This window comes from Pseudomonas fluorescens, assembly GCF_902497745.1.
GTDB lineage: Bacteria > Pseudomonadota > Gammaproteobacteria > Pseudomonadales > Pseudomonadaceae > Aquipseudomonas > Aquipseudomonas fluorescens_BM.
The window spans coordinates 202,637-224,860 of record NZ_CABVHJ010000010.1 but is presented as its reverse complement, the minus strand read 5'-3'; the positions used below and the strand labels follow the sequence as shown (position 1 = coordinate 224,860).

At 53.8% G+C, this 22,224-nt stretch carries 20 protein-coding genes; all 20 read right to left on the bottom strand.

Annotated features, from left to right (window positions below; translation table 11 throughout):
- Positions 1–417 (bottom strand): hypothetical protein (locus F8N44_RS31365; protein WP_224794783.1); only part of this gene is annotated, 417 nt, incomplete at its 3' end.
- A 249-nt stretch (positions 418–666) separates the two neighbouring features.
- A complete protein-coding gene (locus tag F8N44_RS17650) occupies positions 667–1,809 on the bottom strand; it encodes a DegT/DnrJ/EryC1/StrS family aminotransferase (protein ID WP_150651177.1) in 1,143 nt (380 codons plus the stop codon).
- A 4-nt stretch (positions 1,810–1,813) separates the two neighbouring features.
- Positions 1,814–2,557 (bottom strand): ABC transporter ATP-binding protein, encoded by a 744-nt coding sequence (locus F8N44_RS17645; RefSeq protein WP_191630906.1) that lies wholly within the window; start codon positions 2,555–2,557, stop codon positions 1,814–1,816.
- Positions 2,558–2,562: 5 nt separating this feature from the next.
- Entirely contained in the window at positions 2,563–3,342 is a 780-nt protein-coding gene (locus F8N44_RS17640) for an ABC transporter permease (RefSeq protein WP_150651175.1), read from the bottom strand.
- Positions 3,343–3,738: 396 nt separating this feature from the next.
- Positions 3,739–4,758, bottom strand: coding sequence for an MraY family glycosyltransferase (locus F8N44_RS17635; protein WP_150651174.1), 1,020 nt, complete (start codon positions 4,756–4,758; stop codon positions 3,739–3,741).
- Entirely contained in the window at positions 4,755–5,717 is a 963-nt protein-coding gene (locus F8N44_RS17630; RefSeq protein WP_150651173.1) for a UDP-glucose 4-epimerase family protein, read from the bottom strand. Before F8N44_RS17630 ends, F8N44_RS17635 begins: the two co-directional genes overlap by 4 nt.
- The gene (locus F8N44_RS17625; protein WP_150651172.1) at positions 5,714–6,637 is read right to left on the bottom strand and encodes a glycosyltransferase; all 924 of its coding nucleotides are present in this window, start codon (positions 6,635–6,637) and stop codon (positions 5,714–5,716) included. Before F8N44_RS17625 ends, F8N44_RS17630 begins: the two co-directional genes overlap by 4 nt.
- 51 nt (positions 6,638–6,688) lie before the next feature.
- Positions 6,689–7,582, bottom strand: a complete 894-nt coding sequence (gene rfbA, locus F8N44_RS17620; protein WP_150651171.1) for a glucose-1-phosphate thymidylyltransferase RfbA — start codon at positions 7,580–7,582, stop codon at positions 6,689–6,691.
- Complete coding sequence (gene rfbD / locus F8N44_RS17615) at positions 7,579–8,475, bottom strand: dTDP-4-dehydrorhamnose reductase (protein WP_150651170.1); 897 nt, start codon at positions 8,473–8,475, stop codon at positions 7,579–7,581. Before rfbD ends, rfbA begins: the two co-directional genes overlap by 4 nt.
- Positions 8,472–9,548 carry a dTDP-glucose 4,6-dehydratase gene (rfbB, locus tag F8N44_RS17610; RefSeq protein ID WP_150651169.1) on the bottom strand — a complete coding sequence of 359 codons (1,077 nt, stop codon included), beginning with the start codon at positions 9,546–9,548 and terminating at the stop codon, positions 8,472–8,474. Before rfbB ends, rfbD begins: the two co-directional genes overlap by 4 nt.
- 224 nt (positions 9,549–9,772) lie before the next feature.
- Positions 9,773–10,012, bottom strand: a complete 240-nt coding sequence (locus F8N44_RS17605) for a lipopolysaccharide assembly protein LapA domain-containing protein (protein ID WP_150651168.1) — start codon at positions 10,010–10,012, stop codon at positions 9,773–9,775.
- A 27-nt stretch (positions 10,013–10,039) separates the two neighbouring features.
- Positions 10,040–10,336 (bottom strand): integration host factor subunit beta, encoded by a 297-nt coding sequence (ihfB, locus tag F8N44_RS17600; protein ID WP_003189779.1) that lies wholly within the window; start codon positions 10,334–10,336, stop codon positions 10,040–10,042.
- A gap of 151 nt (positions 10,337–10,487) precedes the next feature.
- Complete coding sequence (locus tag F8N44_RS17595) at positions 10,488–10,766, bottom strand: hypothetical protein (protein WP_150651167.1); 279 nt, start codon at positions 10,764–10,766, stop codon at positions 10,488–10,490.
- Between the two features lie 204 nt (positions 10,767–10,970).
- A complete protein-coding gene (gene rpsA / locus F8N44_RS17590; protein WP_150651166.1) occupies positions 10,971–12,653 on the bottom strand; it encodes a 30S ribosomal protein S1 in 1,683 nt (560 codons plus the stop codon).
- A gap of 119 nt (positions 12,654–12,772) precedes the next feature.
- Complete coding sequence (gene cmk, locus F8N44_RS17585) at positions 12,773–13,462, bottom strand: (d)CMP kinase (protein WP_064391442.1); 690 nt, start codon at positions 13,460–13,462, stop codon at positions 12,773–12,775.
- Positions 13,459–15,666, bottom strand: coding sequence for a bifunctional prephenate dehydrogenase/3-phosphoshikimate 1-carboxyvinyltransferase (locus F8N44_RS17580; protein WP_258014160.1), 2,208 nt, complete (start codon positions 15,664–15,666; stop codon positions 13,459–13,461). Before F8N44_RS17580 ends, cmk begins: the two co-directional genes overlap by 4 nt.
- A 28-nt stretch (positions 15,667–15,694) precedes the next feature.
- Entirely contained in the window at positions 15,695–16,807 is a 1,113-nt protein-coding gene (gene hisC, locus F8N44_RS17575) for a histidinol-phosphate transaminase (RefSeq protein WP_016986958.1), read from the bottom strand.
- A gap of 13 nt (positions 16,808–16,820) precedes the next feature.
- Complete coding sequence (gene pheA / locus F8N44_RS17570; protein ID WP_007908404.1) at positions 16,821–17,915, bottom strand: prephenate dehydratase; 1,095 nt, start codon at positions 17,913–17,915, stop codon at positions 16,821–16,823.
- Positions 17,915–19,000, bottom strand: a complete 1,086-nt coding sequence (serC, locus tag F8N44_RS17565) for a 3-phosphoserine/phosphohydroxythreonine transaminase (protein WP_150651165.1) — start codon at positions 18,998–19,000, stop codon at positions 17,915–17,917. Before serC ends, pheA begins: the two co-directional genes overlap by 1 nt.
- A gap of 231 nt (positions 19,001–19,231) precedes the next feature.
- Positions 19,232–22,006 (bottom strand): DNA gyrase subunit A, encoded by a 2,775-nt coding sequence (gyrA, locus tag F8N44_RS17560; protein WP_127929287.1) that lies wholly within the window; start codon positions 22,004–22,006, stop codon positions 19,232–19,234.
- Positions 22,007–22,224: the final 218 nt, after the last annotated feature.

The window sequence follows — 22,224 nt, the reverse complement described above, 5'->3', positions numbered from 1 at the left end:
GGGCAGTACTTCACACTTAACACCAGGAAAACGATCGGTAATAAAATCCGCCATAACCTGGGTATGCGTGATAACAAACTCCGCGCCACGAACGAACTCATCTAACGACCTTACAACTTCAGGCGCTTGATAATAGCGTGCCAGCTGACCTGTACCTGTTATTTTCCAGAAGTTATCATCCAAATAATAAGCATATGGAATTCCATTCTTTTTAAGATATGCAGGCAGCCAGTAATAGGAAGGATCGCTAACTCGACAAAAAATATTCGAACCGCTAGTCAAGGTTTTCCAATCCAATGAGCGAACCAGTTTGGTATTGCAGTTTCCCCGACCAACCACATCATTCAGCAGACGTGATATTATTCTCGTTGTCGAAATATCACCCTCGATCCAAAAGTTTATCTTACTGAACGACATAGCACATCCATTTTTATATAGTTAAATATTACGAACAGCTTTCGCCGAGCAATACGAAATGAAAACCACCACTAACTAAAACCGTTACTTAGAAGTTCAACACTAAAAACTTTGTCGTGCCACTCCCAAAAACATACAAAACTAAAAAAGTGAAACTTAATGAGACAATAAAAAACCAAAACCGCTCGTTCAAAAAAATTTAAGAACGCTTCGCCCATGACCGCAATCATGGACGAAGAAAATCAGAAATTACTTATCCGATCCGATTTTTACGATACCCTTGAGCTTCTCGACGATAAACTCTACATCATTTTTAGTAATCCCCATGTGCATAGGCAAAGAGATCACTTCCTTACTAATTTGGTGAGCTACAGGGCAAGTGCCGGCACCAAATCCATAAAGCTTGTATTCGGTATTATCGCGATAGTGAACACCCGGATAAATTTCGCACTCATTCAAAGCCATCAAAACCTCATCACGTTTGGCGACGCGAACCTGGAACAGATGGCGGGATGATTCACAACCCGATGCGATCGGGATAGTACGGATCAATTTATCGCCTTTGATCGCTTCTTCATACCAATCAGCCAGTTGACGACGATACGCGTTATCACGATCCAGATACTTTAGAGATACGAGCCCCATCGCAGCCATGATAGAGTTGCCATGATATTTAAACCCCAACTCTTCAACATCGTACATCCACTTGTATGCGCCTTGGCTGGCGGTACGTGCAAATGTATCTTTATTGATGCCCAGCCAAGTCAACTTACGTGCGCGAGCATCATCTTCCGCATCAGCGAAGCAGATCATTCCCGAGTCCGCAGTGGCGAGGTTCTTTACAGCCTGAAAACTAAAAACTGTAACATCGGCATCGTGACCAACGTGCTGGCCATTAACGCGAGTACCCGACATATGCGCGGCGTCAAGGACAACCTTGATCCCACGTTCTTTACAAAGCTTCAGGACTTTGTCGTACTGGCCAACGTTACCGCCTAGACCAACAAAAATGAGTGCTTTGGTTCTTTCTGTAATTTTTTTCTCTACATCAACTGGATCCAGGCAGAGAGACTCATCAACATCCGCAAAAACCGGCTTCAACCCTGCCTGCACAATTGCATGGTTAGTTGAAATAAAAGTCAACGGAGTAGTGATGACTTCAGTGTCTTCATCCCAGCCGTATTTCAGCTTCATTTGATGAAAAGCCAAGTGCAGGCCGACAGTATTCGAACTCAGAAAGTGAGCATGTGGCAGACCTGTATATTTCTTCCAGGACTCTTCAATCTCGATTGTCTTAAACCCAAGCCCAGTCCAGCCTTTCTCAAGGCACTCACGAATCCCTTCCAAACATTCATCAACTCGGAAATTCGGAACAAATAATTGAACTGCCACAATATCACCCCAAACGATTTGTCAAATAATTGTTTATAACCATATCCGGCTCACCATCAGCGACGATGCTGCCGTGATCGATCCAAATTACCCTGTTACAGAGCCTTCGCAGCAGATCTGGCTGGTGCGATACAAAAACCATTATACTCGACTTATCGATAAATTCATGCATGCGCGCTAGCGCCTTGTCGATAAATTCTGCATCGCCACCAGCAAACAGCTCATCCAGTATTAGGATATCCGGATGAACGGCTGTAGCGATCGCGAAAGCAAGACGCATGTACATACCTGTCGAGTAATATTTGACAGGGGTATCGATAAATTCAGCAAGGCCGGTAAACTCGATAATTTCTGGCTCAATACTCTTGAGCATAGCTTTGCTATAGCCAAGAATCGCACCATTTAAATAGATATTTTCCCGACCACTCAATTCAATATTGAAACCAGCACCAATTTCCAGCAGCGGTGCAATGCGCCCGTTTACTTCAACGATGCCTTCAGTCGCGCAGTAAATACCACAAATTGTTTTCAGAAGCGTACTCTTTCCCGCTCCATTGTGCCCGACGATGCCAATCCTGTCGCCGTGCGCTATGTCAAGATTGATATTCTTCAGCGCACAAAACTCGGTATATTTAGATTTCCCTCGCCGACGCAACATGCCAGCGAAGAACTCCTTAAGCGACTGCCCCTTGTCGTGATACAAGCGAAAATTAAGACTAAGATCTTTTATCGAAATACTTGAGTTCATATTGATCACAATTTGAAGACGACGTATCGGTCATGTTTTTTGAATACATAAATACCCAAAATCATGCTAATTACTGCCATTAAAGCAACCTTGCCATAAACTTCAAGCGAAGCCATACCACCTTCATAAAGCGGCAACCTGAAAATTTCGACAAACAACGTCAGCGGGTTGAGTTCCAGCCAGAATTTATACGTGTCCGGCACGAAAGACATCGGATAAATAATAGGCGTGAGGTAATAAAGAGCCTGAAGCAAAACCGAAACTATGTTGGGTAAATCACGAAAAGATACGGTCGCAATACTCAACATCAACGCCAGCCCGACAGCGAACCCGAACAACAGTAAAAAGTTTATTGGCAATATAAACAGTGAAGCAGTGAAGGGCGCCCCGATCGCCAGTGCGATTATGAAAAGACATATCGTACTGAATACAGCATCCACCAACAAACTTATCGACACCGAAACAACAAATATCTGTTTGGGTATATGAATCTTTTTGATCAAAGACTCATTATTCAGAAGTGCCTGCATGCCTTGCGACAAACAGTTCGAAAATAGAGTATAGGGAACCAGTCCAGAGAACAAAAATATAGCAAAAGTCTTTAGCGGCCATCTCATGATCATTGAGAAAACGACTGCCGTCACTACCATTGTCAACAACGGATTCAATAGCGTCCAAAAGAAACCCAATGCAGTCCTTCTATAACGCATCGTTAGCTGCTGCCAGATCAACTGTTTCAGCACCAAGCGAAATTGATAAAGCTCTTTAAAAAAAGTAATGAACACGATACTTATCCGAGACCAAAGGTCAAAACATTCGCTTTTTAAAAGCAGTCGGCCATCTTGCTACGGGCGACAAACCATTTTTTTCCTTTGACAGAAATATCTGCCATTCAGACCGGTTAGTAATTTTCATTTAAACAAACCAAGCTTCGTTACTCCCACCCACTAAACGTTGAAGAATCGGCCTACTGTAGCCTCCCAGTCGAGCGTCGAAAATCACTGGCGAAACGCCACCACTTTAGACGCTCAACAAAAACCAGCGTGTTGAGAGCATACCAGCATGGAGCGATCCATTGAAACCTGATACCCATACTGCGTACCCTTCAACGGAGCTTTAGAGCCAGCACACCAATCGCGATCTAAGGTCATCAAAACCCACGCTAACCAGAGATGCTGCGATCAGTCTCCAATACACGTGGATCCACCCTTGAAGTACAAGCACAGCATTATCAATGGTATATAGGCTATAGCCAATCCCGTAATCCCGGCTAAATGCCCGGTCGCCACTGCCAACGCTACGGGTAACAGCCAAAACACGTTCAAGGTAATAGTGCCTAGGGTGACGATTTTATGGCTGGCATAAATCCGGGAGGCGTGCTGATACGCGTGATTACGATGAGCCTGATAGACTTTTTCGCCACGCAAAACTCTTCTACCTAACGTCCAGGTCGCATCCACGACGAACCCCCCCAGTAAAATCAGCCAACACCAAATCAACACTGGATTAACCCATGTCGCCGCAAGCGACATAAACGCCAACACGATACCGAGGAATCCGCTTCCCGCATCGCCCATAAAAATCCGCGCTGGGGGAAAATTCCAGCAGAGGAAGCCTGTAACAGCCGCAGCCAGAAGCAATGGAGCAAATATCAGTTCCGCATCACCACTAAACCAATAAACCAGGCACATTCCCAGACACACACTTACTGCCTCTGCACTGGCCAAACCGTCAATTCCATCCATAAAATTGTAGAGATTGAGCATCCAGACAAAGTAAACGGCACCCAAGATGCAGCCGATCCATGCGATATCAAGCGTGGTGTCGAGTATCGCTACGGGCGGCAAACCACCCAGCCAGAACAGCGCCCAAAAAGATGCCAGGAAGTGGCTAAGCAGACGCCATCCGGCCGCGATGTGGCCATGATCATCTGCGAACCCAATCATAGCGACAATCAAACCGGAACCAAGTAAGCCATATAAATCGGACGCCCTTAACAACCCCATGCTTACCAACAAAGGCAACGCCAGAGCAAACGACACGACAATGGCTACTCCACCTCCGCGAGGTGTGGGAGTCGTATGAGAACTTCGCTCATTAGGAATGTCCATCAGGCTTTTGCGTAAAGCATATCGGCGCAAGACAAGTGTCAAAAACCAGCTTGCCGCATAAACTCCAAACAGCAACCATCCAAAAATCATTTTGATTTATATTCCTGAAAGTGCACTGCGGTCGCACGCATGGCTTTGTTCACGGTTACAGGAGGATGCCAGTCCAGTCGATCGCACGTGTCGCGCATGTCCACTTGAAGTGACTCACAAAGACGCTGAGCAAGAGCTTTCTTCCCCATCAAGCGCCCAACCAGAATCAAAAGCCCTCTCGGCAGCGGCAACAATAGACTCTTTTTGCCTAAAGCACTGGATAGCCGACGTAGCATTTGAGTTGTAGACAAATCCTCGCCATCGCTGACCATAAAGGTTTGATTTGCTGCTGCCGGATGGTCAATGCACGTTATAAGGAGGTCCACAAGATTGTCGACTGCTACCAGGCTTCGCTTATTATGAATGGCACCCAACGGCATAGGAACGCCCTTACTCAGCCAGCGCAACATACTTTCAAAGTTGGCTTTGACACCTGGACCATAAACAAGCGGAGGACGGACAATTACAACTTCCATACCAGTCCTGCTGGAAATGCGCCGGAGTCCTTCTTCTGCCTCACACTTGGAAACGCCATAAGGGTCAACTGGAGCGGGAGTGTCACTTGCTGCAAATGGCTTTCCCGGCGAGGTGCTCTCGCCATTTACTTTAACCGAGCTGACAAAGACAAATCTCTTGACCCCGTATTCCGCCGCTTGGGTCGCCAGCCTCAAAGTACCGTCAACATTGACCTTGCGGAACTCGCTCAACGCATCGACGGCCGTTTCATTCATTACATGCACACGCGCTGCGCAATGGATAATAACGCTAATATCCGCCAGCGCGGGAATGCTTCGTGGCGTACGCAAATCAAACGGGACTACGTGACATAACCCCAGCAGCTTCGTAGCTTTGCGAGTTGCAGCAATAGGTGTGAAGCGCTTATCCATCAAAATACGGAAAATCAGCGCCTCGCCAACGAAGCCACTGCTCCCTGTAACCAGAATTTTGGGGGACGTCATCCAGTCTTGACTCCTGTCATCGCAGCAACCCAACAGACAACAAAGAAAAATAACTTGTCACGAACACGCCGCCGGCACTGCCAAGCCCGGAAGGACAACTTTATTAACTGCCCCCGATGCAAACTTGAGCCGGGAGATCTTAGCCATACGGCTTGATGATCGACGAGTTTCGCGATGAGCAGTACCTGATTGAACCACCACCCGTCACGAATTGATTTATACCGGGCAAATAACGCCTTCAATCCAGTGTTGGCGCCGACCTGGTTATACTCGTGCTGACGGTATTGCATCGATGGTTTCGCATCGATGTACCACAAGTAACCACGACTGCGCGCGTATGCATAAAAATACCAATCATGCAGACTTACATCTTGCAGCTGATCCCAGTTGACGACGATCGATTCCCTCAACGAAACAGCCAAACGATTGCTGATCACATAAGTGCAGCCCGGCCCAGCTGCCTCAAACAGGAAATCCCACTTCACTTGGGGCTGAGCTTTATCCAAAAGCACTGTCTTGCCGTCTGGCCAAAAGGCCATCACATTACTGGAGTACGCGTCAAAATGGCGCGACTCGAGAGACAGTGTCGCACGATGCAACTTGTCCGTGTTCCAGATATCGTCTTGATCTGCAAAGGCAACGAAATCGTAAGCATCAATATTGACATCGCGTAGCAACCGGAAAAAGTTCCGCGAAGCACCGCCAAAGCGCCCGACATCAGGAAGTATGATGACTCGTTGATTCCTGATAGCACAGGCCTCACACCAGTCTGCGGAACCGTCACTAGAAGGGTCGATGCTAATGAATAGCGTCACATCAACTGCAGACTGATTGAGAATCGAGTCCACTTGCTCCTCGATCCATTGCATTCCATTGTAGGCAGCCAGTAAAACCGCAACCCTTGGATGTTTTACTGGCATGCCATTCCTGCTTGCACATTAAACGCTGAACTGAAAGTCACCTTCTCAAACTTAGAGAGAGCCGCCCGAGTCCAACAGTTTCTTAAGGTACTGACCGTAGCCGGTTTTCTTTAGCGCTTCAGCCTGGACAGCCAACTGTTCGTCAGTAATCCAGCCATTGGTGTAAGCGATCTCTTCGAGACACGCTACTTTCAGCCCCTGCCGGTGCTCAATGGTATGAACGAAATGGCTCGCCTCAAGAAGAGAATCGTGAGTTCCAGTATCCAGCCACGCAAAGCCTCGACCGAGCATCTCCACATTAAGAGTCTTCTGCTCGAGATAAGCCCTGTTGACGTCGGTAATTTCCAGCTCACCACGCTCCGAAGGCTTGATACCCTTGGCAATATCGACAACCTGATTGTCGTAAAAGTATAAACCGGTAACGGCGTAGCTTGACTTGGGCTTGAGAGGTTTCTCTTCAATACTCAACGCACGCCCGGACGCATCAAACTCAACCACACCAAAGCGCTCAGGATCGGATACGTGATAACCAAAAACGGTCGCGCCATGCTCCTGATTGCAAGCCGAGCGCAAATTGTCCGAAAAGTGCTGACCATAAAAGATGTTGTCACCCAGAATCAGACAGCACGGATCGTTGCCGATGAACTCCTCACCAATGATGAATGCCTGCGCCAGACCATCCGGACTAGGCTGTACAGCGTAGGTGAGTTCAATACCGTAGCGGCTTCCATCCCCCAACAACTTACGGAAACTTGGAAGATCATCAGGCGTAGAAATGATAAGGATCTCACGCATTCCTGCGAGCATCAGCACGGAGAGCGGATAGAAAATCATCGGCTTGTCGTAGATCGGCAACATTTGCTTTGACAGACCCAGTGTGAGTGGGTGCAAACGAGTTCCCGAACCACCAGCCAGGATAATTCCCTTACGTTTGATATTAATCATTTGTTGAAGACTTCCATAAGCATTCTGTTTACGCCACTCTGCCAATCCGGCAAGTGCAGGGAAAAATTATTCCGCAGTTTATCGGTACTCAAACGCGAGTTCAAAGGTCGTCGAGCTAGTGTCGGGTAAGCAGACGACTCAATAGGTTCCACATCTTTCACCGTGAAAGACTCACCACGGCTACGCGCAAAATCAATGACATGAGAAGCATAGCCGTGCCATGAAACTTCACCAGCCGCAACCAAATGGTAAACACCACATAATTGCGGGGACTTTTGCACCTGCAGAATGGCATGCGCGGTCACATCCGCAATCAAGTCGCTTCCCGTGGGAGCCCCAACCTGATCAAAAATCACACTGAGACTCTCTCGTTCCCTGGCAAGCCGCAGCATGGTTTTTGCGAAGTTGTTCCCCCAAGTCGAGTAGACCCAACTTGTCCGAAAAATCAGATGCCTACAACCAGACGCAACAATAGCTCGCTCCCCCTCAAGCTTGCTGAGTCCATACTGATTAACGGGTACGGCAATGTCGCCCTCTCGCCACGGGCTTACACCCTCACCGCTGAACACGTAATCTGTAGAGTAGTGGACCAAGAGGGCATCCAACGATTTCGCCTCTTCAGCCATGACCTTGCTCGCCTGAGCATTTACCAGGAAAGCCAGATCGCCGTCGGATTCAGCTTTATCTACCCCATTGTACGCAGCCGCATTCACAATCACATCAGGCTTGACATGACGAATAGTTGCGCGAAGTGCGTCGAGATCTGTCAAGTCACCCCTGAGACCTTCTTCTGAAACACCTCGACCAAGAGCAATCAACTCCCCCAGCAACGCCAGGGAGCGCTGGAGCTCCCAACCCACCTGACCGTTTTTTCCCAGTAAAAGAACTTTCATGTTTTCTTCGAGCGATCGCTATAATTCTGATCAATCCACTGTTGGTAGCTCCCGCTCTTCACGTGCTCAACCCACTCAGTATTATTCAGGTACCACTCGACCGTCTTGCGAATACCGGTCTCAAAGGTTTCCTCAGGGGTCCAATCGAGCTCACGCTGAATCTTGCTTGCGTCGATTGCATAGCGCTGATCATGGCCAGGACGATCCTGGACGTAAGTAATCAGACTGGCGTGTGGACGGTGTGCGGAATCCGGACGCAATTCATCGAGCAGCGCACAGAGAGTGTTCACGACTTCGATGTTTTGTTTCTCATTATGACCACCAATGTTGTAGGTCTCACCGATCACACCTTCAGTGACGACTTTGTACAACGCACGGGCGTGGTCCTCTACATAGAGCCAGTCACGCACCTGATTACCTTTTCCGTAAACCGGCAGTGCCTTGCCTTCCAGCGCATTGAGAATGATCAGAGGAATCAGCTTCTCAGGAAAATGGCATGGGCCGTAGTTGTTGGAACAGTTGGTTACCAGGGTTGGCAAACCATAGGTACGGGCCCAAGCACGAACCAAGTGATCGGAACTGGCTTTGCTGGCTGAATAAGGCGAACTTGGTTGATACGGAGTGGTTTCCGTGAAGAGATCTTCCGGCCCTTCCAGGTCGCCGTAAACCTCATCAGTCGAAATGTGGTGAAAGCGGAAGCTGGCTTTACGTACATCATCCAGCGTCGACCAGTAGTGGCGCGCAGCTTCCAGCAAGGTGTACGTGCCGATAATGTTGGTCTGGATGAACTCCGAAGGACCAGAAATAGAACGATCGACGTGAGATTCAGCGGCGAGGTGCATGATCGCATCCGGTTGATGCTCACGCAGAACACGGTCGATTTGATCACGATCGCAGATATCAACGCGCTCAAACTCATAACGCGAATTATGACTCACTTCGGCCAGGGACTCCAAGTTACCGGCGTAAGTCAGCTTATCGACGTTAACAACAGAGTCGGTTGTATTGGAAATGATGTGACGGATGACTGCCGAGCCAATAAACCCGGCGCCGCCGGTAACTAGAATTTTCACGCTAAACCATACCCTTGAGCTGCGGACAGCGCCATCAAAGAGCGCTGTCTAATCCATGAATGCAGAAGCCATCAGACATGATGGATTCCGTCAGAGTCAGTCTAAATCGACATGCAGCATATGCATTGTCGAACAAGGGTTGCATTTTACAGCTTAACGAACGTTTTACTAATGGATATAAACGGCCAGAGACGCAATTCGACAGATGCCCGCACCTGTTGCGTTCAGACGAGGCGCTTGCGTGCCGCTCGAGACGAACGTCCCAGAAACCAGCCAAGCACCGGCCCAATCAGCATGCCGATGAGCAACGCCAAAACCACAACAAGTGAAACCGGTAACTGCGGACCAGACAAACCCAGAAACAATAACGATACCGATTGCTGGTTCTCGAGCACAAAAGCCAGAATCACCAAAATCAGTAAAAGAATAAAAACGCCGAGAAATATGCGCTTGAGGTTACGCATGAGCAACCCCTTGAGAGATAGCGACTGTCAAACCCCCTCCTCCTCTTCCTCATTCACCCGATCACGCAATTCTTTACCCGGTTTGAAATGCGGAACGAACTTACCGTCAAGACTGACGGACTGACCTGTCTTTGGATTGCGGCCAACGCGCGGCGCACGGTAGTGCAGGGAGAAACTGCCAAACCCACGGATCTCGATGCGATCACCGGTGGCGAGACACTGGGACATTTGCTCAAGCATGGTCTTGATGGCCAGCTCCACATCCTTGGATGAGAGCAGCCCTTGATGGGTGACAATTCGTTCGATCAACTCCGACTTCGTCATATTTTTCCCTTCTTTTTCAAGCAGCTAGATCAGCGCTTGAAAGGTTTTAGCACGCCCGGAAGATTTTGAACAGCCCAGGGATTGACATATCTTCCACCGCGTCGAAACGCCCATTTTCAGGGCATCGCAGCAACAATCAGGGCACAGTCGCTTAACGGCATATGACCAGCATGGTTCGCGTCACATAGCCCGCCGGATTGAAGCCAAAAGGAAACTCATCTTCATCCTTGGCATCATCCGATCGCGTGATCACTTTGTAGCCCGCGCCCTTGCACTCCTTTGCCGCGCGCTTCTGGCATTTCTCCCAGGCAGAGCCCAACCCAGAGCAGTCGACCTCTATACCACTGACGCCACGCACCGCATGAGTTTTGGCACTGGTCGTACAGCCAGCCAAAAACAACACAGCCATGAGGACAATAAACTTGTTCATCCACTTCCTTATGCCAGGCAACTGCCCGACGACTACACGCTTAAGACCAAGCTTAGTCGTGAATAGGCGATTGATCCGATTAAAGAAACAGACCACCCGGAAGGCGGATTGGTTTCACCAAAACCCTCATGCAAGCCGTGAACACCAAATCGCAGGCACAAAAAAGGGCGACCGAAGTCGCCCTTTTTCATGATCAAGCAGAACTTAGTTCTGTTTGGCCATTGCTTGCTTCAGCAGAGCAGCCATAGTGGTATCGGCTGGAGCGTCCTGAACCGAGTTCAGGCTCTGGATAGCTTCTTTCTCTTCAGCATCGTCTTTCGACTTGATCGACAGCTGAATTACGCGGCTCTTGCGATCAACGCTGATGATCTTGGCTTCTACTTGCTGGCCTTCTTTCAGAACGTTGCGCGCGTCTTCAACGCGGTCACGGCTGATTTCGGAGGCTTTCAGAGTCGCTTCGATATCGTCGGCCAGAACGATGATGGCGCCTTTGGCGTCAACTTCTTTCACGGTGCCAGTAACGATTGCGCCTTTGTCGTTAACCGAGACGTACTCGGAGAACGGATCGCTTTCCAGTTGCTTGATACCCAGGGAGATACGCTCGCGCTCTGGGTCAACCGACAGGATAACGGTGTCCAGCTCGTCGCCCTTCTTGAAACGACGAACAGCTTCTTCGCCAACTTCGTTCCAGGAGATGTCGGACAGGTGAACCAGACCGTCGATGCCGCCGTCCAGACCAATGAAGATACCGAAATCGGTGATCGACTTGATGGTGCCGGAGATTTTATCGCCCTTGTTGAACTGGCCAGAGAAATCTTCCCATGGGTTAGATTTGCACTGCTTGATGCCCAAGGAGATACGACGACGCTCTTCGTCGATGTCCAGAACCATAACTTCCACTTCGTCGCCGACTTGTACGACTTTCGAAGGGTGGATGTTCTTGTTGGTCCAGTCCATTTCCGAAACGTGTACCAGACCTTCAACGCCTTCTTCCAGCTCAGCGAAGCAGCCGTAGTCGGTCAGGTTGGTTACACGAGCGGTAACGCGAGTGCTTTCTGGGTAACGGGCTTTGATAGCAACCCATGGATCTTCGCCCAGTTGCTTCAGGCCCAGGGAAACACGGTTGCGTTCGCGATCGTATTTCAGAACCTTGACGTCGATTTCGTCACCAACGTTGACGATCTCGGAAGGATGCTTGATGCGCTTCCAGGCCATGTCGGTGATGTGCAGCAGGCCGTCCACGCCACCCAGATCGACGAATGCGCCGTAATCGGTGAGGTTTTTGACGATACCTTTGACTTGCTGGCCTTCCTGCAGGGATTCCAGCAGAGCTTCACGCTCGGCGGAGTTCTCGGCTTCCAGGACGCTGCGACGGGAAACGACAACGTTGTTGCGCTTCTGGTCCAGCTTGATGACCTTGAATTCCAGCTCTTTGCCTTCCAGGTGCGTGGTGTCGCGCACTGGACGGACGTCAACCAGGGAACCTGGCAGGAACGCACGGATGCCGTTAACGTCGACAGTGAAGCCGCCTTTAACCTTACCGTTGATAACGCCCTTGACCACTTCCTCAGCTGCGAATGCTGCTTCCAGAACGATCCAGCACTCGGCGCGCTTGGCTTTTTCACGGGACAGCTTGGTTTCACCGAAACCGTCTTCAACCGAGTCCAGAGCAACGTGAACTTCGTCACCGACATTGATAGTCAGATCGCCAGCGTCGTTGTAGAACTGCTCAAGCGGGATGAGTGCTTCAGACTTCAGGCCAGCGTGAACGGTTACCCAGCGAGCCTGGTAATCGATATCAACGATAACACCGGTGATGATGGAGCCTGCCTGAAGGTTCAGGGTTTTTAGGCTTTCTTCAAAGAGTTCCGCAAAGCTTTCGCTCATTTTAATTCCTGTAAATGAGGGCGAAGGATACGCCCATCTCCACACCCCAGACGGTGTGGGTTAGTTTCATATAGAAGAAGCGCCGCAGGACTATGACTGGTCCCCTGTGGCCTTCTTGGTCACCCGGCGATATCGCGAATGGCGATCTCGCTCATGATGCGTTCAAGCACCTGATCGATGGACAACTCCGTGGAATCCAGCTGTATGGCGTCAGCCGCCGGCTTAAGCGGGGCTACCGCTCGCTGGGTGTCACGCTCGTCGCGTGCACGGATCTCATCTAGCAGACTCGACAGACTAACACCCTCGACTTTGCCCTTCAACTGCAAATATCGACGGCGCGCCCGCTCCTCGGCACTGGCGGTCAGGAAAATCTTCAGCGGCGCATCCGGAAAAACCACCGTGCCCATGTCGCGACCGTCGGCCACCAGACCCGGCGCTTCCTGAAAAGCGCGCTGGCGTTGCAGCAGCGCCTCGCGCACGGCAGGCAATGCAGCCACTTGCGAAGCGCCGGAACCGACGCTTTCGGTGCGAATGACATCGCTGACTTCATCGCCTTCCAGAATGATCCGTTGCAACTGACCTTCGGTCGCCGCAATGAACTGCACATCCAGATGAGCGGCGAGTTTCTTCAGCAGCTCTTCATTGGTCAGGTCGACACCATGGTTGTGCGCAGCAAAGGCGAGCAAACGGTAAAGCGCACCGGAATCCAGCAGGTTCCAGCCCAGACGCTTGGCCAGAATCCCGGCCACGGTGCCCTTGCCCGAGCCGCTTGGCCCATCGATGGTGATGACCGGTGCAATGTTTTTCACGACTGAGCCTCTTGTGCCACACGAATACCGACCTGCCCGCACAGCGCGAGGAAGTTCGGGAACGACGTCGCGACGTTGGCGCAATCATGGATGCGGATCGGTGCGGTAGCGCGCAGCGAGGCCACACTGAATGCCATCGCGATACGGTGGTCGCCATGACCATGCACTTCGCCGCCACCGATCTGGCCGCCGTCGATGATGATGCCGTCCGGGGTCGGCTGGCATTTCACGCCCAGCGCCAACAGACCGTCCGCCATCACCTGGATACGATCCGATTCCTTGACCCGCAGCTCTTCAGCGCCAGTCAGCACGGTACGCCCTTCGGCACAGGCCGCAGCGACGAACAGCACCGGGAATTCGTCGATAGCCAACGGGACCAGCTCTTCCGGAATCTCGATACCCTTGAGTTTAGCTGCCCGCACGCGAAGGTCAGCGACCGGCTCGCCGCCAACTTCACGCTGGTTCTCCAGAGTGATGTCCGCGCCCATCAGACGCAGTATGTCGATAACGCCGGTACGGGTCGGGTTGATGCCGACGTGCTCCAGCACCAGCTCCGAACCTTCAGCGATCGAAGCCGCTACGAGGAAGAACGCCGACGAAGAGATGTCGCCCGGCACTTCAATGTGAGTTGCAGTCAGCTTGCCGCCAGACTCAACCGAAGCCGTAGCGCCTTCAACACTTACCGGATAGCCGAAACCGCGCAGCATGCGCTCGGTGTGATCGCGAGTCGGCGCCGGCTCGGTCACGGTGGTTTTGCCTTCAGCGTACAGACCGGCAAGCAGCAGGCAGGACTTCACCTGCGCACTGGCCATCGGCATGGTATAGGTCAGGCCTTTAAGCTTGTGCCCGCCACGAATGGTCATCGGCGGACGACCTTCAGCAGCAGTTTCAATCACGGCGCCCATTTCACGCAGCGGATTGGCCACGCGATTCATCGGACGCTTGGACAGCGAGGCATCGCCAGTCAAAACGCTGTCGAAGTTCTGCGCCGCCAGCAAGCCGGAGAGCAGACGCATCGAGGTACCGGAGTTGCCCAGATAGATCGGGCCCGGCGCAGGTTTCAGGCCGTGCAGGCCGACACCGTGGATGGTCACGCGGCCGTGGTGCGGGCCTTCGATGACCACGCCCATATCGCGAAATGCCTGCAGGGTCGCCAGGGCGTCTTCGCCCTCGAGGAAGCCTTCGACTTCGGTGACGCCTTCGGCCAGCGAGCCGAGCATGATCGAACGGTGGGAAATGGATTTGTCACCCGGTACGCGAATCCGACCGGACAGGCGGCCACCAGGTTGAGCCAGGAAGATCAGATCGTTGGAATTCATAGCGTCCACATAGGCCCTGCGGGCCAGGATTTTACTGAAATGCTCGCGGGCAACCCGGGCGCGCGTGAAAACGCCCAACAATTGGTGCCCATCCCCTGCATCGACCGCGTCGCGCAAGGCGTCGAGGTCGCTGCGAAATGTATCGAGTGTGCGCAGGACAGCTTCGCGGTTGGCGAGAAAGATGTCGTGCCACATCACCGGGTCGCTTCCGGCGATTCTTGTGAAATCGCGGAAACCGCCCGCAGCGTAACGGAAGATCTCAAGATTTTCATTGCGCTTGGCCAATGAATCGACCAGACCGAAGGCCAGCAGGTGCGGTAGATGACTGGTCGCGGCCAGCACCTCATCGTGACGCTCGACCTGCATGTGCTCGACGTCGGCGCCCAATTCGCGCCACAGACGATCAACCACAGCCAGCGCAGCCGGATCGGTTTGCTCAAGCGGCGTGAGAATCACTTTGTGACGACGGAACAGCTCGGCATTGGAGGCTTCCACCCCGCTCTGCTCGGAACCGGCAATCGGATGCCCCGGCACGAAACGCGCCGGCATACCACCGAACGCTTCGGTTGCCGCGCGCACCACATTGCCTTTGGCGCTGCCGACATCGGTCAGAATCGCCTGCCCCAGATCCATGCTCGCCAACCGCGCGAGCACTTTTTCCATGGCCAAGATCGGCACCGCCAGTTGAATCACATCAGCGCCTTGGCATGCAGCTGCCAAGTCATCCTCACAACGATCAACCACACCCAACTCGACCGCGAGCTTGCGCGATTGCGGATCGAGATCGACCCCGACCACTTCGCGGCAGATACCGCTTTCACGCAAGCCTTTGGCAAACGAACCACCGATCAACCCCAGACCGACCACCACAAGGCGACCGATCATAGGTGCAGCAGATTGCAGTGCAGTGACATCACCCACGAGCCAGAACCTTGCGCAGCGCTTCGAGGAAGCGGCTGTTTTCCGCCGGCAGACCGATGGTCACCCGCAGGTGGTTCGGCATGCCGTAGTTGGCCACCGGACGCACGATCACGCCTTCGCGCAGCAAGCCCTGAAACACCGGGGCCGCAACTTGAGCGAGATCGACGCAGATGAAATTGCCTTTGGACTCGATCCAGCTCAGGCCCAGCTCACGGAAACCAGCCTGCAGTTGTTGCATGCCCGCCTCGTTGAGTTGACGGCTTTGCGCCAAATACTCTTCGTCTTTCAACGCAGCACAAGCCGCCGCCAAAGCGAGGCTGTTGACGTTGAATGGCTGGCGAACGCGGTTCAGCACGTCAGCAACAACCGGAGTCGACAGACCATAGCCGACGCGCAATGCAGCCAGACCATAAGCCTTGGAGAAAGTGCGCGACACCAGCAGGTTCGGATACGCGGCGAGGAAATCCAGACCGTCCGGCAGATCACTGCCTTCGGCGTACTCGATGTAAGCCTCGTCCAGCACCACCAGCACATGCTCCGGAACATCCTGCAGGAACTCGTCCAGCGCTTCTGCGCCGAACCAGGTCCCGGTCGGGTTGTTCGGGTTGGCGATGAACACCACGCGCGTATTGGCATCGATAGCGGCGAGCATCGCAGGCAGGTCATGCCCCCAATCCTTGGCCGGAACCACTTTGGCCTGAGCACCGACCGCTTGAGTAGCAATCGGGTACACAGCGAAAGCGTGCTCACTGAACACCGCATTGAGGCCCGGCGCCAGATAGGCACGCGCGACCAGCTCAAGAATGTCGTTGGAACCATTACCCAGAGTGACCTGGTTCAGCTCGACGCGGCATTGCTCGGCCAGCAGGGATTTCAGTGCGAAACCATTGCCGTCCGGGTAACGAGTCAACTCAGCCAGCTCTTCGCGGATCGCCGCCAAGGCTTTCGGACTGGCACCCAGCGGATTTTCGTTGCTCGCCAGCTTGACGATTTTGGCCGGATCCAGATCCAGCTCGCGCGCCAGTTCGTCCACAGGCTTGCCTGGAACGTACGGCGAAAGTTGTTGCACGCCCGGCTGTGCCAGAGCGAGGAAGTTGCCACTCATTTGCTACCGCCCCTTAGAGAACTGCTTTCGGGTAGGAACCCAGCACTTTGAGTGCTACTGCTTCCTGACTGATCTTTTCCAATACACCTTTGATCAACGGATCGCGGTGATGGCCGACGAAGTCGATGAAGAACACATAGGTCCATTTGCCGCTGCGCGACGGACGGGTTTCGATACGGGTGAGGTCGATCCCGTTGTCATGGAACGGCACCAGCAGCTCATGGAGCGCGCCGGGCTTGTTGCTCATCGACACGATGATCGAGGTCTTGTCGTCGCCGGTCGGCGGCACTTCCTGGTTACCGATCATCAGGAAGCGCGTCGAGTTGTCCGGACGGTCTTCGATCTTCTCGGCCAGACGGGTCAAGCCATACAGCCCTGCCGCCATGTCACCGGCGATCGCCGCCGAGTTCCATTCGCCTTTAACCCGCTTGGCCGCTTCGGCGTTGCTGGATACCGCCACGCGCTCGACATTCGGGTAATGCGCGTCCAGCCACTTGCGGCACTGGGCCAGCGACTGTGCGTGGGAATAGATGCGGCTGATGCTGTCAGTCTTGGTGTTTTCACCGACCAACAGGTGATGGTGAATACGCAGCTCAACTTCGCCACAGATGACCATGTCGTGTTCGAGGAAGCTGTCCAGCGTGTGATTTACCGCGCCTTCGGTGGAGTTCTCCACCGGCACAACGCCAAAATTCACTGCACCGGCGGCCACTTCACGGAACACTTCGTCGATCGCCGCCATCGGCTTGCTGATCACCGCGTGACCGAAGTGTTTCATCGCTGCGGCTTGGGTGAAGGTGCCCTCAGGACCGAGATAAGCCACTTTCAGCGGCTGCTCCAGCGCCAGGCACGACGACATGATTTCACGGAACAACCGCGCCATCTCTTCGTTGCCCAGCGGCCCCTGATTGCGCTCCATCACCCGCTTGAGCACCTGAGCTTCGCGCTCAGGACGATAGAACACCGGCACTTCGCCTTCGGCCAGCGAGGCCATCTTTACTCGCGCGACTTCCTGGGCGCAACGCGCACGCTCACTGATCAACTCCATGACTTTAGTGTCCAGAGCGTCAATGCGAACGCGCAGTGCCTTGAGTTCTTGCTCGGACATCAGCCGTGTTCCTTCTCGAATTCAGCCATGTACGCCACCAGCGCGTTAACCGCAGTGATGTCGACGGCGTTGTAGATGGAGGCGCGCATGCCGCCCACGGAGCGGTGGCCCTTCAGATTGAGCAGACCACGCTCGTCAGCACCGACCAGGAATGGCTTGTCCAGACGATCGTCAGCCAGACGGAACGGCACGTTCATCCACGAGCGATCCGACTTATTGATCGGGTTGCTGTAGAGGCCACTGGCGTCGATGAAGTCGTACAGCGTGCGCTGTTTGACGTCGTTGAGCTTGGCGATCGCTTCAACGCCACCCTGCTCTTTCAGCCACTGGAACACCAGACCGGACAGGTACCAGGCCAGAGTCGGCGGGGTGTTGTACATCGAGCCGTTATCGGCCGCGACTTTGTAGTTGAGCATGGTCGGGCACAGCGCGCGCGCCTTGCCGAGCAGGTCTTCGCGGATGATGTTGACCACAATACCGCTCGGGCCGATGTTCTTCTGTGCGCCGGCGTAAATCATGCCAAAACGCGAGATATCGACCGGGCGCGAGAGGATGTCCGAAGACATGTCGGCCACCAGCGGTACATCACCGACTTCAGGAATCCACTGGAATTCCAGACCGCCGATGGTTTCGTTAGGCGCGTAGTGAACGTAAGCGGCGTCTTTCGACAGGTTCCACTCGTTCTGGCCCGGAATGGCGAAATAGTCGTAAGGCTTGGCAGTGGCGGCGACGTTGACGTGGCCGTAGCGCGAAGCTTCTTCAATGGCTTTCTGCGACCAGATACCTGTGTCGATATAGTCAGCAGAGCCGCCTTCAGGCAGCAGGTTCAGTGGGATCTGCGCAAATTGCTGGCTGGCGCCACCTTGCAGAAACAGCACTTTATAGTTCGACGGGATATTCAGCAGGTCACGCAGATCCTGCTCGGCCTGGGTGGCAATGGACACGAACTCATCGCTGCGATGGCTCATTTCCATGACCGACAGACCCTTGCCATGCCAATCAAGGAGTTCACCCTGGGCACGTTGCAGGACAGCTTCAGGAAGCGCCGCAGGACCGGCGCAGAAGTTATAGGCTCGCTTGCTCACATCCAATCTCGCTCTGATTTGGTGGTATCACGCAATAAATCACACTACCGATCAACACGGCCCTGTGGGAGCGAGCCTGCTCGCGAATGCATCACCGCGGTGCGTCAGAGGTACCGCAGCGCCTGCATTCGCGAGCAGGCTCGCTCCCACAGGGGATATCCATGATGTCGAAATTTCATACCGGACAAATAACAAGGGGGCGAATTCTCATCCGCCCCCTCGTTTGTCCGCTTATTCTTGCGGTTCTTCGTCTGCTGCGGCGTCGAGTTGCTGGTCTTCGCCAGCATCGTCGATCACGACGCTGCCTTCGAATTCCTCGCCCTCTTCACCTTCAAGCTCTTCACCTTCAACTTCCGAAGGCTCCTGAACCCGCTCCAGCCCGACCAGGGTTTCATCCTTGGCCAGCTTGATCAGCGTCACGCCCTGAGTGTTACGGCCCAGGCTCGACACTTCGTCGACACGGGTACGCACCAGAGTGCCCTGATCGGAGATCAGCATGATTTCTTCACCATCCTGCACCTGAACCGCGCCGACCAGACGGCCGTTACGCTCGTTGCTGACCATGGCGATAACGCCCTGACCGCCACGCTTGTATTCAGGGAACTCGGTGATGGCCGTGCGCTTGCCGTAGCCGCGCTCGGAAGCGGTGAGAATCTCGCTGCCTTCTTCCGGAATCAGCATGGAGATCAGCTTCTGCCCTTCCGGCAGACGCATACCACGCACACCGCGGGCGGTACGGCCCATGGCGCGAACTTCGGATTCCTTGAAGCGAGTGACCTTGCCGCCGTCGGAGAACAGCATGATTTCCTGTTCGCCATCGGTGATGGCAGCAGAGATCAGGATGTCGCCTTCGTCCAGCTCCAGCGCGATCAGACCCACGCTGCGCTGACGGCTGAAAGCCACCAGCGGAGTCTTCTTCACGGTACCGTTGGCGGTCGACATGAAGATGAACGGTGCTTTCTTGCGGTCAGCAGCTTTGATGCGAGCGCGACGCTCTTCATCAGTCTCGTTGCTGTTTTCGATCTCTTCTACATCAGCTTCAGCGCCTTCGGCTTCTTCTTCATCAGCCTGACGCTTCATGGCTTCGAGATCGACCGGCAGCATGGTGGTGATGTATTCACCCTCGCTCAACGGCAACAGGTTGACCAGCGGACGACCACGGGCGGCGCGGGACGCTTCCGGAATCTCGTAGGTCTTGAGCCAGTACACCTTGCCCTTGCTGGAGAACAGCAGCAGCGTGGTGTGGCTGTTGGCAACCAGCAGGTGAGCGATGTAATCCTCATCCTTGACGCCGGTGGCCGATTTGCCTTTACCGCCACGACGCTGAGCCTGGTACGCAGCCAATGGCTGGGTCTTGGCATAGCCACCGTGGGAGATGGTCACGACGCGCTCTTCTTCCGGGATCATGTCACCCAGGGTCAGGTCGAGACGGGCATCGAGAATTTCGGTGCGACGCTGATCGCCGTATTCGGCGCGGATCACTTCCAGCTCTTCGCGGATCACTTCCATCAGGCGCACGGCGCTGTTGAGAATGCGGATCAGCTCGCCGATCTGGTTGAGGATCTCTTGATACTCGGCCAGCAGTTTTTCGTGTTCCAGACCGGTCAGACGGTGCAGACGCAGTTCCAGAATGGCTTGCGCCTGTTCTGGCGACAGGAAGTACTTGCCTTCGCGCAGACCGTATTGCGGGTCGAGGTTTTCCGGACGGCACGAATCGGCACCGGCACGCTCAACCATCGCCACCACCGCCGAGGATTCCCACGGCGTGCTGACCAGTGCTTCTTTTGCTTCCGACGGCGTCGGCGAAGCCTTGATCAGGGCAATTACCGGGTCGATGTTCGAAAGGGCAACGGCCTGACCTTCGAGAATGTGCCCGCGCTCGCGCGCCTTGCGCAGTTCGAACACGGTACGGCGGGTAACCACTTCGCGACGGTGACGGACGAAGGCTTCCAGCAGATCCTTGAGGTTCAGGATGCGTGGGCGGCCGTCGATCAGCGCAACGATGTTGATGCCGAATACCGATTGCAGTTGGGTCTGGGCGTAGAGGTTGTTGAGGATCACCTCAGGCACTTCGCCGCGACGCAGTTCGATCACGACGCGCATACCGTCTTTGTCGGACTCGTCGCGCAGTTCGGTGATGCCTTCCAGCTTCTTCTCTTTGACCAGCTCGGCGATCTTCTCGATCAGACGCGCCTTGTTCAGCTGGTAAGGGAGTTCGGTGATGACGATCTGCTGACGGCCACCGACCTTGTCGATGTCTTCAATGATAGAACGCGCACGCATGTAAATACGCCCGCGACCGGTGCGGTAGGCTTCGATGATGCCGGCGCGACCGTTGATGATCGCGGCGGTCGGAAAGTCCGGACCGGGGATGTATTGCATCAGTTCATCGACGGTCAGCTCAGGGTTGTCGATGAGCGCCAGGCAACCGTCGATGACTTCACCGAGGTTGTGCGGCGGAATGTTGGTCGCCATGCCCACGGCGATACCGCTGGAGCCGTTGACCAGCAGGTTGGGGATACGGGTCGGCATGACCGCCGGGATCATTTCGGTGCCGTCGTAGTTCGGCACCCAGTCCACGGTTTCTTTGTGCAGGTCGGCCAGCAGCTCGTGCGCCAGCTTGGTCATGCGCACTTCGGTGTATCGCATGGCCGCAGCGTTGTCGCCGTCGACCGAACCGAAGTTGCCCTGACCGTCTACCAGCAGGTAGCGCAGGGAGAAAGGCTGAGCCATACGAACGATGGTGTCGTACACCGCAGTATCACCGTGCGGGTGATACTTACCGATCACGTCGCCGACAACACGGGCAGATTTCTTGTACGGCTTGTTGAAGTCGTTGCCCAGCTCGCTCATCGCGAACAGTACGCGACGGTGCACGGGCTTGAGGCCATCGCGCGCATCCGGCAGTGCACGGCCGACGATCACGCTCATCGCGTAGTCGAGGTAGGACTGTTTCAGCTCGTCTTCGATATTGACCGGGAGGATTTCTTTGGCCAGTTCGCCCATGAGAAGCCTGATTCCTTTTTCTGGTGAAACTTCGTCATATCCATGTGGGAGCAACGAAGCTCGTCGGGGCAGGCCGAGTGCCATGCGCCGACTTACGACAAATCAACATTGGATCGCGGATTTGCGCAGTAAAGACAGCTCCGTGGAGCTGCCTCGGAAAACGCCGGATGTTATCACAAAGGCCGCCACGCACCTATCCCCCTGATGCGCATGGAGCA